At 72.1% G+C, this 13,855-nt stretch carries 14 protein-coding genes; 10 read left to right on the top strand and 4 right to left on the bottom strand.

The features are described 5' to 3' along the window. Positions 1–227 precede the first annotated feature (227 nt). On the bottom strand, positions 228–542 hold the full coding sequence (locus ACFYXC_RS03745) for a hypothetical protein (protein WP_389546435.1): 315 nt from the start codon (positions 540–542) through the stop codon (positions 228–230). Between the two features lie 278 nt (positions 543–820). Next, positions 821–1,129 carry a hypothetical protein gene (locus tag ACFYXC_RS03740; protein WP_388924718.1) on the bottom strand — a complete coding sequence of 103 codons (309 nt, stop codon included), beginning with the start codon at positions 1,127–1,129 and terminating at the stop codon, positions 821–823. 307 nt (positions 1,130–1,436) lie between these two features. Between ACFYXC_RS03740 and ACFYXC_RS03735 the strand changes: the two genes are divergently transcribed. The 7 genes from ACFYXC_RS03735 (at position 1,437) to ACFYXC_RS03705 (ending at position 9,361) form a co-directional block, all read left to right on the top strand. Continuing rightward, positions 1,437–2,150 carry a hypothetical protein gene (locus ACFYXC_RS03735; protein ID WP_389546432.1) on the top strand — a complete coding sequence of 238 codons (714 nt, stop codon included), beginning with the start codon at positions 1,437–1,439 and terminating at the stop codon, positions 2,148–2,150. Between the two features lie 254 nt (positions 2,151–2,404). Next, on the top strand, positions 2,405–3,442 hold the full coding sequence (gene glnII / locus ACFYXC_RS03730) for a glutamine synthetase (RefSeq protein ID WP_389546429.1): 1,038 nt from the start codon (positions 2,405–2,407) through the stop codon (positions 3,440–3,442). A 420-nt stretch (positions 3,443–3,862) separates the two neighbouring features. Beyond that, a complete protein-coding gene (locus ACFYXC_RS03725; RefSeq protein ID WP_389546426.1) occupies positions 3,863–4,459 on the top strand; it encodes a winged helix-turn-helix domain-containing protein in 597 nt (198 codons plus the stop codon). A gap of 69 nt (positions 4,460–4,528) precedes the next feature. Next, positions 4,529–5,521: an SDR family oxidoreductase gene (locus ACFYXC_RS03720; protein ID WP_389546424.1), complete on the top strand. Its 993-nt coding sequence runs from the start codon at positions 4,529–4,531 to the stop codon at positions 5,519–5,521. Between the two features lie 160 nt (positions 5,522–5,681). Continuing rightward, on the top strand, positions 5,682–6,971 hold the full coding sequence (locus tag ACFYXC_RS03715) for a sensor histidine kinase (protein WP_389546421.1): 1,290 nt from the start codon (positions 5,682–5,684) through the stop codon (positions 6,969–6,971). Beyond that, a complete protein-coding gene (locus ACFYXC_RS03710) occupies positions 6,956–7,609 on the top strand; it encodes a LuxR C-terminal-related transcriptional regulator (RefSeq protein ID WP_389546419.1) in 654 nt (217 codons plus the stop codon). The genes ACFYXC_RS03715 and ACFYXC_RS03710 overlap by 16 nt, the downstream gene beginning before the upstream one ends. A 225-nt stretch (positions 7,610–7,834) precedes the next feature. Next, complete coding sequence (locus ACFYXC_RS03705; protein WP_389546416.1) at positions 7,835–9,361, top strand: DUF1996 domain-containing protein; 1,527 nt, start codon at positions 7,835–7,837, stop codon at positions 9,359–9,361. Between the two features lie 75 nt (positions 9,362–9,436). Here ACFYXC_RS03705 and ACFYXC_RS03700 read toward each other — a convergent pair whose 3' ends face one another. After that, complete coding sequence (locus ACFYXC_RS03700; protein WP_389546413.1) at positions 9,437–9,895, bottom strand: hypothetical protein; 459 nt, start codon at positions 9,893–9,895, stop codon at positions 9,437–9,439. 264 nt (positions 9,896–10,159) lie between these two features. Between ACFYXC_RS03700 and ACFYXC_RS03695 the strand changes: the two genes are divergently transcribed. The 3 genes from ACFYXC_RS03695 to ACFYXC_RS03685 all read left to right on the top strand — a co-directional run bounded on the left by ACFYXC_RS03695 (position 10,160) and on the right by ACFYXC_RS03685 (position 13,463). Continuing rightward, positions 10,160–10,693, top strand: a complete 534-nt coding sequence (locus ACFYXC_RS03695) for a tetratricopeptide repeat protein (RefSeq protein WP_388924853.1) — start codon at positions 10,160–10,162, stop codon at positions 10,691–10,693. Between the two features lie 61 nt (positions 10,694–10,754). Next, on the top strand, positions 10,755–12,728 hold the full coding sequence (locus ACFYXC_RS03690; RefSeq protein ID WP_389546410.1) for a hypothetical protein: 1,974 nt from the start codon (positions 10,755–10,757) through the stop codon (positions 12,726–12,728). A 42-nt stretch (positions 12,729–12,770) separates the two neighbouring features. Then, entirely contained in the window at positions 12,771–13,463 is a 693-nt protein-coding gene (locus tag ACFYXC_RS03685; protein ID WP_389546407.1) for a TetR/AcrR family transcriptional regulator, read from the top strand. A 35-nt stretch (positions 13,464–13,498) separates the two neighbouring features. Here ACFYXC_RS03685 and ACFYXC_RS03680 read toward each other — a convergent pair whose 3' ends face one another. Beyond that, entirely contained in the window at positions 13,499–13,855 is a 357-nt protein-coding gene (locus ACFYXC_RS03680) for a 5-carboxymethyl-2-hydroxymuconate Delta-isomerase (protein ID WP_389546404.1), read from the bottom strand.

Below are 13,855 nucleotides of genomic sequence, written 5' to 3'. Positions count from 1 at the left end.
CCCCACCTTTCTCAACAAAAAACCCACTGTTTTTGGCCCCCCGGCCCCCCGGGGGGGGCCCCCCCCGGGGGGCGGGGGGGGGGGCGCGGCCCCCGGCCCCCCCCCCGGGGGGGGCCCCGGCCCGACGGCCTTTTGCCCCACGGGTCGTGTCCGTAGGGAGGGTGCGCGGCCCGTTCACGGACACCCGCTGTCGTCACCCTCCGCGCGAGTGCCCCACGGGGGCGGTCTCACTTCCGGTTGTTCCAGGGGCGTTCGCGGCGGTAGCGGCGCTCCCACCTGGCCATCTGGTCCCGGCGCTGACGGTACGCGCGGTAGCTGGTGTCGACGCGTCCCGAGCCGCCCGAGCCGCCGCCCGAACCGCCCGCGACCCCGCCGGACGGTCCCGCGGCCCCACGGGTCGGCGACGAACCGGTGGACCCCTGGTCGGGTCGGACGTACCGCACGTACAGATAGAGCAGGCCGGCCGCGGCGAGCCAGTAGACGGGTCTGTCGAAACCGAGGGCGATCAGGGCGAGGATCGCCGAAATGATCAAGGTACCCATGGCGGGTCTCCTTGTGCGTGAGTGGTGGCACCTCGAGGTGCCCGACGCGGTGGCGGGCTGCGCCGGTCCGTCGGTGACGTCGAGAGTAGCCCTCAGGATGCCGGGCGCCACCTGTCCGACGGAAACGAATAACGCCCGCATCCGCTTACAGGCAGTCACAAATAGCCCTCCGGTCAAGTGAAATCGTCACAGAGGAGAGCAATGCGGTACATCGGGCCGGCCGAGCGGCTGCACGCCGAAGGGCCGCCCGCGGGACGGGCGGCCCTTCGGGTGTGGGCTCAGCGGGCGTACCGCATCAGGGCCCGGACCATGTGGCAGGTCGTGTCCGACGGGGGGTGTACGCCTATGAGTTCGGCCGTGCTGCGGATCTTCTCGTTGCGCGCCTGGCTGGGTACGTAGACACCGGAGTCGAGGAGGGCGATGGCGAGCCGCATCGCCTTGAGGCGGCGGTTGTGCGTGACGTACCACTCGCGGGGGCGCCCCGCCGGCAGCGGACGCTTCTCCACGGGCTGGTACGGCAGGTCGAGCACGACCGCCCTCTTGGACGTGGACTGGGTGGGCAGCGGAAACAGTGCGGCAGCGGGCACAGGCATCCTCCTGTCGCGGTCAGGGCACCGGCCGGCGTCTCCGGCGGGACCCTCGAACACTGCTTCTATTCTACCGCCGCCCACTGACAATCGCCCCTGGCCAGAGGGCCTTTGAGGGTGCCGTGACAGGTGAGTGGCACGGGTTTGTTCGTACGGTGGGCGGCCCGCGCGTCGCCGCCGGACCCGACTTCAGTGTGATCCACGTTACTCGGGTGACTTGAGTCAACGGGTGAGCAAGTCCGTTCGGTATCTCGTACATAACGGCGGACGGCCGCCGCCAGGGGCGGCCGGGGAACAGGAGCCGTTCATGTCGCGCAGAAGAACTCTCGGCCCGAAGAAGAAGATCGCTCTGCTCGTGAGCGCCGCCGCGGTGGCCGGCGGCGGGGCCTTCGCCCTGGCCGCCACGTCGAACGCGGCGTCCACCTCGCCCGCGACGCAGAACGCGCAGTCCTCGGTGGTCTGTTCCGGGCTGGCCACGGCGCTCGGCAACAACGAGAAGTTCATCGAGGGGCAGCGCACCAGCCCCGACGCCCAGTCCGAGGCGCGGATCGCCAACCGTGAGGCGGTCATCGCGCAGATCAAGGTGCAGCAGGAGGCGTCCGGTTGCACGGTCGGCGAGTCCGACGCCAATGTGGGCGAAGGCGCCGGTGCGGGCGCGGGTGCAGGCGCGGGAGCGGGTGCGGGCACTGAGCCGCCCGCCGCGTCCGCGCCCGCCGAGCAGCCCTCGCAGGAGGCGTCCGCACCCCCCGCCGGAGGCGGTGGCGCCGCCGCCGGCCAGCAGGTCTGCAACGGGTCCACGGTCACCCTGTCCGGTGAGGCGGGCGCACCGGCCGCGTCCAGCAACCAGTTCCCCGCCGGTACGAAGCTCAAGGTCACGAACCTGGACAACAACAAGTCCACGACCGTCGAGGTCACTTCGGTCTCCGGCAGCTGCGCGCTCCTGAACAACGCCGCGTTCGAGCAGGTCCGCGAGCCCGGCAAGTTCCTGATCCGCAGGGCCCTCATCGAGAAGGTGGGCTGACCGGGGGCTGACCGGGGCCGAGGAGACACGCGTGGGTGACGGCCCTGGCCGCCACCCACGCGACACCCCTCGCGCATGCGCTCTCAGCGGGTGACCCGCAGCACAGAGGCACCGGGTAACACGGGGTTCACGTCGGAGCAATGATCGGGAAACCGCCCGTTGACAGGCTTCGGGCATCCTCCGCGGCGCCCCAGTGCCGCAGCGCCGCAGCACCCGCACTGCGCTTTGAGACCCACCCCGAAGGATGTGGCCCCGTGACCTTCAAGGCTGAGTACATCTGGATCGACGGCACCGAGCCGACGGCCAAGCTCCGTTCGAAGACGAAGATCCTGGCGGACTCCCAGAAGCCGGCCGCGGGTGTGGAGCTGCCGATCTGGGGGTTCGACGGGTCCTCCACGAACCAGGCCGAGGGCCACGCCTCGGACCGCGTGCTCAAGCCGGTCGCGACCTTTCCGGACCCGATCCGCGGCGGTGACGACGTCCTCGTCCTGTGCGAGGTCCTCGACATCGACATGACGCCGCACGAGTCCAACACCCGTGCCGCGCTCAGCGAGGTCGCGGAGAGGTTCGGGGCGCAGGAGCCGGTCTTCGGCATCGAGCAGGAGTACACCTTCTTCGACGGTGAGCGTCCGCTCGGCTTCCCCGTGGGCGGCTTCCCTGCCCCGCAGGGCGGCTACTACTGCGGTGTCGGCGCCGACGAGATCTTCGGCCGTGACATCGTCGAGGCGCACCTCGACAACTGCCTCAAGGCCGGCCTCGTCATCTCCGGCATCAACGCCGAGGTCATGCCCGGGCAGTGGGAGTTCCAGGTCGGGCCGGTCTCCCCGCTGGAGGTCTCCGACCACCTGTGGGTGGCCCGCTGGCTGCTGTACCGCACCGCTGAGGACTTCGGCGTCTCGGCGACGCTGGACCCGAAGCCGGTGAAGGGCGACTGGAACGGGGCGGGCGCGCACACCAACTTCTCCACGAAGGCGATGCGCGAGGGGTACGACGCGATCATCACGGCGTGCGAGTCGCTGGGCGAGGGGTCCAAGCCGCTCGACCACGTCAAGAACTACGGCGCGGGCATCGACGACCGGCTCACGGGGCTGCACGAGACCGCGCCGTGGAACGAGTACTCGTACGGGGTGTCCGACCGGGGGGCCTCGGTGCGGATCCCCTGGCAGGTGGAGAAGGACGGCAAGGGGTACATCGAGGACCGGCGGCCGAACGCCAACGTCGACCCGTACGTGGTGACGCGGCTGATCGTCGACACGTGTTGCTCCGCGTTGGAGAAGGCTGGGCAGGTCTGAGCTCGGTTGTTCTTGAAGGGGCGCCCACCGCTCGGTGGGCGCCCCTTCGCCTGTGCCCAAGGGTGGGGTGGCATTCAGGGACGGGGGGACATGAGGTGCATGGACGCGTGCGGGTCGGTGAGGGCTTGTCGCGCCGTTCCCCGCGCCCCTCTAGAGGTGCCTGCGTGTCCGGAGCTTGAGAGGAGGCTGCTCTGGAGGGGGTGGGTCTGCTTCAATGGGGGCATGGTCGGCTTTCAGGAGTGCCTCGCTACGGGTCGTCACGACCTCGAGCCCTTCTGGCCTTCCCGTCAGCACCATGACTTCGACCGGGTGTGTTGTCGCGCGACGAACGCGCCGGCCCTCTAAAGCCGTATCCCGGCCTTCGGCCAGCGCGCACGGCGTACGTCATCCGACGACCTCTCGCGCGAAAAGAGCTGACCCATGGCGAACACCCGCCCCTTCTCCTCCGTGGCCACCGCCTCCTCCCCCACCCCGTCCACCGGCCCGGCACGCCATCGGCTGCGCGCCGTCGACCGGGACGAGGTGGCCGACGTCACCGGCCTCTTCCCGCCGGGCGCCACCTGGCTGCCCGCTCCCCCGCACGCCCTGCCCGTCCTGCCGGGCCGGCCGCCGATGATCGGGTACCTGGTCCTCGTACCGGCCGACCAGCCGTCCCTGCTGCCGGTCGCCGTACCGGAGACGGAGGAGGCGGCGCTTGAGGAGTCCGGCGAGACCGCCGACGACTTCCCCGTGCGGATCGACACCGTCCAGCGGACCGCCTCGGTCGACGGGCGGCCGCTCGACCTCACGTACCTGGAGTTCGAGCTGCTGGCGCACCTGGTGACGCATCCCCACCGGGTGCACACCCGCGACCAGTTGGTCACCACGGTGTGGGGCTACGGGCACGTGGGCGACGGCCGGACCGTGGACGTCCACATCGCCCGGCTGCGCCGCAAGCTCGGCGCCGAGCACCGGGACACCATCCGCACGGTGCGCCGCGTCGGCTACAAGTACACGCCGACGACCACCGGAAGCTGAGGCACCGACCGTTTGCCTGTGGGCAGAACCCCGTTCCGCCGCACGGCCGGGCGGGGCAGAGTCTGCGTCATGAGACTTCTGATGCTGGGCGGTACGGAGTTCGTGGGGCGCGCGGTCGTGGAGGCGGCGCTCGGCCTCGGCTGGGACGTGACCGTCTTCCACCGCGGCCGGCACGCCCCGCCCGCGGGCGTGCGCTCCCTGCACGGCGACCGCACGGCGGCCGACGGGCTCACGGCCCTCGCCGAGGGCGAGTGGGACGTCGTGGTCGACACCTGGTCGGCCGCCCCGAGCGCCGTGCGGGACACCGCCCGGCTGCTGAAGGACCGTGTCCGGCGGTACGTGTACGTGTCGAGCTGCTCCGTGTACGCGTGGCCGCAGCCGGCCGGTCACGACGAGGCCGGCCCCGTGGTGGAGGGCGCCTCCCCCGACGCCGGACAGACCGACTACGCACGCGACAAGCGCGGCGGCGAGCTGGCCGTGCTCGACTCCTTCGGCGAGGAGCGGGCGCTCCTGGTGCGGGCGGGCCTGATCCTCGGCCCGTACGAGAACATCGGGCGCCTGCCGTGGTGGCTCACCCGGGCGGCCCGCGGCGGTCCCGTGCTCGCGCCGGGCCCCCGTGACCTCCCGCTCCAGTACATCGACGTCCGCGACCTCGCCGAGTGGGTCCTCGGGGCGGTTCAGGGCGGGGCGAGCGGGGCGTACAACCTCGTCAGCCCGTCGGGCCACGCGACCACAGGGACGCTGCTCGACGCGTGCGCGCGGGTCACCGGCGGACGGGCCGAGCTGCGGTGGACCGAGCCGGAGGTGATCCTCGCGGCCGGTGTCGAACCCTGGACGCAGCTGCCCGGGTGGGTGCCGCCGGACTCGGAGCTGCACGACATGATGCACGGCGCCGACGTGTCGAAGGCGGTACGGGACGGGCTGCAGTGCCGCCCCGTCTCCGAGACGGTGGCCGACACCTGGAGCTGGCTCCAGGACATCGGCGGCAGCGCCCCCCGCCGTCCCGACCGCCCCGATGTCGGGCTCGATCCCGCCGTGGAGGAGAAGATCCTGCGCGGCTGAACCGGGCCGGGGGCGGGGGGGGGGGGGGAAAACCCCCCCCCCCCCGGGGGGGGGGGGGGGGACCCCCCCCCCCCCCCCCCGGGGGGGTCCCCCCCCCCCCCCCCCTGACCGGGTGGCCCGGCCCCCTGACCTCCGCCTCGCGTTGGGCGAGACTGAGAGCATGGAGACCAACGGGGACAGCAGGAAAGCCGGCAGGATACGGACGGCCGCGCATGTGGGCATGCGAGCTCTGGTGCTGGTCGTCGTGGTGCCGGTGGGGTCGATCGTCCTCTTCGCGCTGTCCCTCGCGTCGATCGTGCTGGTGCCCCTGGGCATCGGCATCGTCACGACCCCCCTGGTGCTGGCCGCCGTACGCGGCTTCGCCGACTGGCGGCGCCTGATGGCGGCCCGGTGGGGCGGGGTACGGATCCCGCCCGCGTACCGGCCGGTCCCGGAGGGCGCCAACCCGTGGGCGCGGTGCTTCCACCTGCTCGGCGACCCGGCCGTCCGGCGGGATCTGCTGTGGCTGCCGGTCGACATGACCGCGGGTTTCGTCACCGCGCTGCTGCCCGCCGCGCTGCTCCTCTACCCCTTCGAGGGGTTCGCCCTCGCCGCCGGCCTGTGGCGGGCCTTCACCGACGGCACGGAGGTCGGCTGGTGGTACGGGTTCGTGCCGATCGACGGACAGAGCAGCGCCCTCGCCGCGGGGGCCCTGGGTGCGGCCCTGTTCGTCGTCGGCGTCTTCACGGCCCCCTCCCTGCTGCGCCTCCACTTCCTGCTGACCCGTTCCGTCCTGGCGTCCGGACAGGGTGAACTCGCGGAGCGGGTCCGGGTGCTGACCGAGACGCGGCGCGACGCCGTCGACACCTCCGCGGCCGAACTGCGCCGCATCGAGCGGGACCTGCACGACGGGGCCCAGGCACGGCTGGTCGCCATGGGCATGGACCTCGGCACGATCGAGGCGCTGATCGAGAAGGACCCCGCGAAGGCCAGGCAGCTGATCGTTCAGGCCCGCCGGTCCTCCGCCGACGCGCTCACCGAACTGCGTGACCTGGTACGCGGCATCCATCCCCCCGTGCTCGCGGAGCGCGGACTCGGCGACGCCGTGAAGGCGCTGGCGCTGCGGATGCCGATCCCCGCGGAGATCGACGTGTCCCTGTCCGGCCGGCTCGGAGAGCCGGTGGAGGCCGCGGCGTACTTCGCCGTCAGCGAGGTGCTCACCAACGCGGTTAAGCACTCGGGCGCCCAGCGCATCTGGGTCGACATGCACATGCACCACATCCCGAAGCGCGGCGGTCTGCTGCGGATCACCGTCATCGACGACGGCCAGGGCGGCGCCACGATCGGCGCGGGTTCGGGGTTGTCGGGAGTCGAACGCCGACTCGGTACATTCGACGGCGTCCTGGCCGTCAACAGTCCGGTGGGCGGCCCCACCATGGTGAGCATGGAGATCCCTTGCGAGTTGTCCTAGCCGAAGACCTGTTCCTGCTGCGCGACGGCCTGGTCCGGATGCTGGAGGCGTTCGACTTCGAGATCGCCGCCGCCGTCGAGACGGGACCCGAACTGACCCGGGCGCTGGCCGAGTTGCAGCCGGACGTGGCGGTGGTCGACGTGCGGCTGCCGCCCTCTCACACGGACGAGGGGCTGCAGTGCGCGCTGGAGGCCCGCCGGGCCAGACCGGGGCTGCCGGTGCTCGTGCTGTCGCAGCACGTCGAGCAGCTGTACGCGCGTGAGCTGCTCGCCGACGGGGTCGGCGGCATCGGTTATCTGCTCAAGGACCGGGTGTTCGACGCCGAGCAGTTCATCGACGCGGTGCACCGGGTGGCGGCGGGCGGCACGGTGATGGATCCGCAGGTCATCCAGCAGTTGCTGTCGCGACGGCAGGCCGACGACCGGCCGCTGGGCCGGCTGACCCCGCGCGAGCAGGAGGTTTTGGAACTGATGGCGCAGGGCAGGTCGAATGCGGCGATCGCGGGCCAACTCGTGGTCACGGAGCGGGCGATCGCCAAGCACACGTCCAACATCTTCGCGAAGCTCAGTCTGGATGTCTCGGACGACGACAACCGTCGCGTCCTGGCTGTTCTCGCCTATTTGGACCAGGGCCGCTGAAAGGACGCAAAGGCGTTCCACGCCCATTGAACGATATTCAGTAATTCCTTCTCGGCCGCCGTTGTTTCAGGGGCTTCTGGGCCCCTTGCGCCGGGATTGCGTCACGGAACTCCGATGAATTCCTGAGGCTTCTGAACGCCTCAGGAACCTCCTCCGTATTGAGGGGAGCCGCTTCACCTCCTGTCGGGCGCCTCGATGCCCCCGCAAGGAAGCCAGAGGAGTTCCATGGGACGCACGAACCGAAAACGCCGCTCCACGCTCGCCAACCGGGCGATAGCCGCATCGGCGGCTCTCGCGCTGGGTGGCGGCGGTCTGCTTGCGGCCAACATCTACGCTTCCGCGGGCGAGAGCAAGAGCTCGACGCGGAACGCGCAGACGACCGCCGCTTCGGTGGCCACGATCAAATGCCCGGACGTCGGCCAGAAGCTGACCTCCGTGCCCAGGCGCGCTCGCGCCGGTGTCGACAAGGAGCTGGCCAAGCTCGACCAGCAGGTCACGGAGGCTTATAAGCGTCTTGCGGACACTCGCCAGGCCCAGGCGGGGGACCCCGGTTACGTCAACAACGCGATCCTCAGCCCGCTGAAGTCCAAGCGGGTGGCGACGATCGACCGCATCAGCAACACCATCAAGCGTGCGGGCGGCAAGGGTCCGAGGCGTCCCGGCAATCTCGCCGGATGCCAGGGCGTGCCGGCCAACCCGCCCGCCGGAGGCGGCCAGGGCAACAACGGTGGCAACGGCGGCCAGGCCCCCGGCAACAACGGTGGCCAGGGCGGCAACGGCGGTCAGGGCGGCGACGGCGGGAACGGCGGTCAGGCCGACAACGGGCCCGTGGCAGCCGACTTCCAGGACATCACCACCGTCCAGCCGAACGGCGGCCCCAAGGGCGTGGGCGCCAACGGGCTCCCGGCCAACGGGGACTCCGGCTCCACGGGCACCTTCACCACGGAGTGCGGCACCAACGAGAACGAGAACCGCAACTCCGACAACGTGATCGTCGCTCCCGGTGTCAGCAACGGCGCCCAGCACCAGCACGACTACGTCGGCAACCAGGACAACGACGCGTTCGCGAGCGACGAGGCCCTGGCGGCGGCGGACACCACCTGCCAGAACCAGGGTGACAAGTCCTCGTACTTCTGGCCGGTGCTGCGGGTGCAGGACGGCTCGGACGACGTCGACGCGAACGCCGCGGGTGGCGGCCAGGACGGCAACGTCGGCAAGATCCTCCAGGTCAGCGAGGCTCAGCTGAAGTTCGTCGGCAACAAGACGAGCGATGTCGTCGCGATGCCGACCGCGCTGCGCATCATCACCGGTGACGCCAAGTCCTTCGTGAACGGCCTGAACAACGCCAACACGAACTGGAGCTGCACCGGCTTCGAGGACCGGCAGCTGACGGACAAGTACCCGATCTGCCCCGAGGGCAGCTCCGTGGTGCGCACGTCCAACTTCCAGAGCTGCTGGGACGGCCAGAACATCGACAGCGCCAACCACCGCACGCACGTGGCCTTCGTCCAGCAGGACGGCACCTGCGCCAACGGTTTCCAGGCCATCCCGCAGCTGCAGGTCCGTCTCGTCTACGACGTCGACGCCCCGCAGATCCAGAACGGGCAGGTCCAGAATCCCTTCGCGGTGGACTCCTTCCCGGACCAGCTGCACAAGCCGATCACGGACCACAACGACTTCATCAACTTCTTCGACGAGAACACGATGAACGAGATGGTGGACTGCATCAACAGCGGTCAGGACTGCCAGTAGCACCCAGTAGGTGACAAGAAGCCGGCGGTGGGAATTCCCTCCGCCGGCTTCTTGCTGTCCGTCCGTCCCGCGCGGTCAGCCCGCGTGACCCCCGCCGCCGCTGTGCGTGCCGTTGTTGTGACTGCCGCCGGGGTTCATGTGCTCGGACCCTTCCTCCATGGTCCCGCCGAGCCGGCCGCGCAGCGCGCTGACCGTCTTCTTCTCGCCGACGGCGACCCACTTGCGGCCGACGAGGTAGTAGCCGCCGTAATCCTTCGCCCCGGTCAGCCACTCGGCCTGACCGCGGTCGGTGGCGAACGTCGCGAGGATGTACTTGCCGCCGGAGCTCTTGCAGATGGCCTGGCGGATGGTGTCCGCGTCCGTCTGCATGTCCGGGTCGCAGCCCGCCTCGCTGGCGATGTGCTCCAGACTCCCGGACGCGGTCGCGGGCACCTTCTCCCCGTCGTCCCCGGAGCCGCCGCAGCCGGTCACCGCCAGGAGTGCCACGACCGCCCCGGCCCTGCCGACCGCGAGCCTCTTGCCCGTCCAACTCATCACGTTCGTACCTCCGGGTCGATTCCGGCGCCATGACGCGCCGGCTCCGTGCGTACCGTCGAGCACCGACGGCCGTCCCCTGCGGACGGCCGGTCCCGGCCCACACCGCTGGAAGCCCTCGCGAGGGCCCCGCTCTTCGATACGGCTCCCGCGCGCTCCGTGCTCAACCGGCGACGGCACGGGTGACCGATTCCGTCATACAGGCACCACCGGTCCCCCCCCACAGTGACCTGCGCCACATGCGCGGCACCCGTACCGGTGCGGCTGTGCGAAGGTGGGCCCGTGACGACAGAAGACAGTGCAGCGGACTGGGAAGAGCGCCTGGCGGCCGCCTGGGCCGGCTTCGAGAGCGACCCGCGGACGGACGCGGCGGACTTCCGCGCGGTGATCGACGCGCTCGTCGCCGAGTTGCCGGACGACAGCCCGGCCGGCCCCTTCGAACGGGCCTGCGCCTGGGACTCGACGGGCCACTCGGACCGGGCCGTGCCGCTGTACCGGGAGGCCCTGGCGCGCGGCCTCGACGGCTACCGGGGCAGGCGCGCGAAGATCCAGTTGTCCAGCTCGCTGCGGAACATCGGACAGCCGGAGGAGGGCGTCAAGCTGCTCTCGCCCGAACTGGTGGCCCCTTCCGACGAGTTGGACGACGCCGTACGGGCCACTCTCGCGCTGTGCCTGGCGAGCCTCGGCCGCGAGCGTGAGGGGCTCTCGCTCGTGCTGGGCGCCCTCGCCCCTCATCTGCCGCGCTACCAGCGGTCCATGGCGAACTACGCCCGTCTGCTGGTGGAACCGGAGGCGTGAACTCCGGCCCTGAGCGAGGCAGTCCAGGTGACCATCCACCGATTCGCTCGTTCTGCTGAACGTGCAGTCACAGGATGTCGCCCCGCGCCCCCGCCCCGCATCAGCCGCCGCCCCCGGCCCGGCGGTCGACGTCGAGCAGGCCGAGGCCGCGCTCGTCGAGCACTACCCGCGGCTCGTCCGGCTCGCCTACCTGGTGCTGCCGCCGAGCCTCGGCCGCAACCGCCGGGTGCTCACCGCGCACGCGCTCGCCCAGCGCACCCTGCCCCGCGGCCGGTCCTCCGGCGACACCGCGATCGTCCCGGCCCAGCAGACCGCCGAGGGCCGCGACGGTGACCCCGGCTACGCGTACGTGCGCCTGCGCGTCCTGCGGACGGCGCTGCAGGCCGGCCGGCCCCTGACCTTCCGCGCCTGGCCCACCCGGGCCCAACTGCCGCCGCTGCTCCCCCAGGTGTGGGGCCTGCGGCTCTTTCCCCGCTCGGGCGGCGCCGACGAGCTCGCGCTGGACCAGCGGCTCTCGGCCCTGTCCGCCCCGGCCCGCGCCGCCTATGTCCTGCGCGGCCTGGAGGGGCTGGCCGACGCGGACGTACGCGAGGTGCTGGCCGCGGCCGGCGAGGAGGACCCGGCGGCCGCCCTGGCCGAGGCGGACCGGGTGAGCGGGGCGGACCCGGACGAAGCCGGGAAGCGGTACGGGCTGCTGGCCTCCCCCGAGTTCGACCCGTGCTCCCTGCACGCCCGGCCCACCGACCTGATGCGCCGCCGCCAGCACACGAAGGCGGCGATCGCCGCGGCCGTCGCGGTGACGGTGTGCGGGGCGCTCCTCGGCATGCCCGGTGACGGCTGGGGCCCCGACGGCGCGGCCGCTCCCCCGTACGCGCAGAACCCGGCGGCCCAGGCCGCTCTGGACCCCACCCGGCTGACGCTGGTACCGGCGGCGGCATGGGAGTCGTCGGCGCGCACCGACTTCTCCGTGTGGCCCGCGCGCGGCGCCCTCACCGGCGACAAGGGCCTGCTGCGCCGCGCGCTCGCGGTCTGGGCGCGGCCCGGCGAGTCCGTGCGGGTCTCGGCCACCCCGGGCACCCCTTCGGGCGCCCCGCCGGGGCCACCGCAACTGCTGTACGCGGGCGAGGTCGACCAGGGCCGGGTCGTGCTGTTCCACGACGGGCTGCGCGTCGTGCGGTACGCGGAGGCGAAGGACGGCAGCCGGGGCGCCGCCCTCGACTTCGCGCGGGTGGACGGTGCCACGGGGGCCGACGCCAGCGCCGTCGTCCTGGGACGGTCCGACGGCAACGTCCGTTACCTGGCGGCGCCGTGGGTGCGTACCGCCGCCGTGCGCGATCTGCTGAAGGCGGCCTCCGGCGCGGCCGGTGCGGCCGGCGCGACGCGGCTCGCGCTCTCGGCGGACGGGGTGAGCGAGCCGTTCGCCGGCCCGGCCCTGCAGAGCGGCGCGTGCCGCTCCTGGAACGTGCTGGAGCTGACGGACCGCACGGGCACCCGGCTGCTGGCCGATCTCGGGGAGCTGACGCCCGTCCGGCTCACCGCGGGCCGTCCCGGGCAGCCGCGCGACGCCTCGGCGGCGGACTGGGGGCCGCTCGCCTGCTCCCTGGCCGCGGTCCGCGGCCAGGGGGTGCGCACGGTGAACTCCTGGCAGTTCGCCCGCCAGTCCCTGCCCGACGCGAGCGGCACCGCCGACTGGCTGTGCACCCGCGCGGACACCTGGCGCGGCGGCGGCCCGCTGGTGCTCGCCCAGTTCCACGCGCCGGGGCAGCCGCAGGGCGCGGTCGCGGCGAAGGCGGAGAACGCGTCCGCGTGCGGCGCGAAGGACCCGCACGTCCTGGCGGGCGTGCTGTGGAAGTCCGCGGAGGACGGTTGGTACCTCCTCGCGGCGGGCGGCAGGGACACGGCGTCGATCCGGGCGACCGGCGGCGTCGACGGGGCCGCGGAGGGGAACCTCCTCGCCGTACGGACCGAACAGGGCGCGCGGGCGGGCCTGGAGGGGACCCTGGAGAGCGGCCGGGAGATCACCGGGCTGCGCTGAGACGGGCGTTCGAGGCGCGGGGCCGGTCGGTAGGGTGTTCGCATGACTACCGGGGTACGGCGCAGGATGGGTGTCGAGGAGCGGCGGCAGCAGCTGATCGGCGTCGCCCTGGACCTGTTCAGCCGGCGCTCGCCGGACGACGTGTCCATCGACGAGATAGCCTCCGCCGCGGGCATCTCGCGACCGCTGGTCTACCACTACTTCCCCGGCAAACTCAGCCTGTACGAGGCCGCGTTGAAGCGCGCCTCGGACGATCTGGCGGAACGTTTCGTTGAACCGCGCGAAGGGCCGCTCGGGGTGCGGCTGCTGCGGGTGATGCGGCGCTTCTTCGACTTCGTCGACGAGCACGGGCCCGGTTTCTCGGCGCTGATGCGCGGTGGTCCGGCGGTCGGCTCCACGACCACGAACGCCCTCGTCGACGGGGTGCGGCAGGCCGCTTACCTGCAGATCGTGTCCCATCTGCGGGTCGACCGGCCGCCCGCCCGGCTCGAACTGGTCGTCCGCTCGTGGATCTCCCTGGCCGAGGCGACCGCCCTGCTCTGGCTGGACGGCCGCCGCATCCCGCGCGCCGAGCTGGAGGTCCAACTGGTCCACGACTTCGCGGCACTGGCCGCGGTGAGCGCCGCCGCCGACCCCGAGACGGCCGCGCTCCTGCGCCGGGCCCTGGCCGGGGAGGACCCCGCGGACAGCCCGTTCACCGACCTGCTGAACCGCCTGACGGCGCTGGCCCCGTAGGGGACGCGGGGAGCGGCGCGGCCGGCCGCCGGACGTCAGTCCACGAACTTCTGGTACGACGCCTCCAGGTCGCGCACCTCCGCGGACGCGTGCAGCATCAGCCCCTCCACCGGCTTCACATGCGCCCGCACCAGCTCAAGGGCCCGCGAGGTCAGCGCCGACTTCACCTCGTCGGACCGGCCCGGGAGCAGCGCCAGCGAGACGTGCACCAGCGCGTGCCCCGTACCCTCCGCCCCCACCACGACGTCGTCGACGGCCCTGAACCGCGACTTGCACGCCTCGGGCTTCGCGGCAGCCGTCTCCACCACCATGGCGTGCAGCGCGACGGCGAACCCCTGTCGGTCGAACGTCCCGGCGAGCGGCGTGGAGTAGTCGACGGTGATCTGCGGCAT

Source organism: Streptomyces sp. NPDC002701 (assembly GCF_042889045.1).
Taxonomy (GTDB): Bacteria; Actinomycetota; Actinomycetes; order Streptomycetales; family Streptomycetaceae; genus Streptomyces.
The sequence above is the reverse complement of the archived record's forward strand: the minus strand, read 5'-3'. Positions and strand labels throughout refer to the sequence as shown.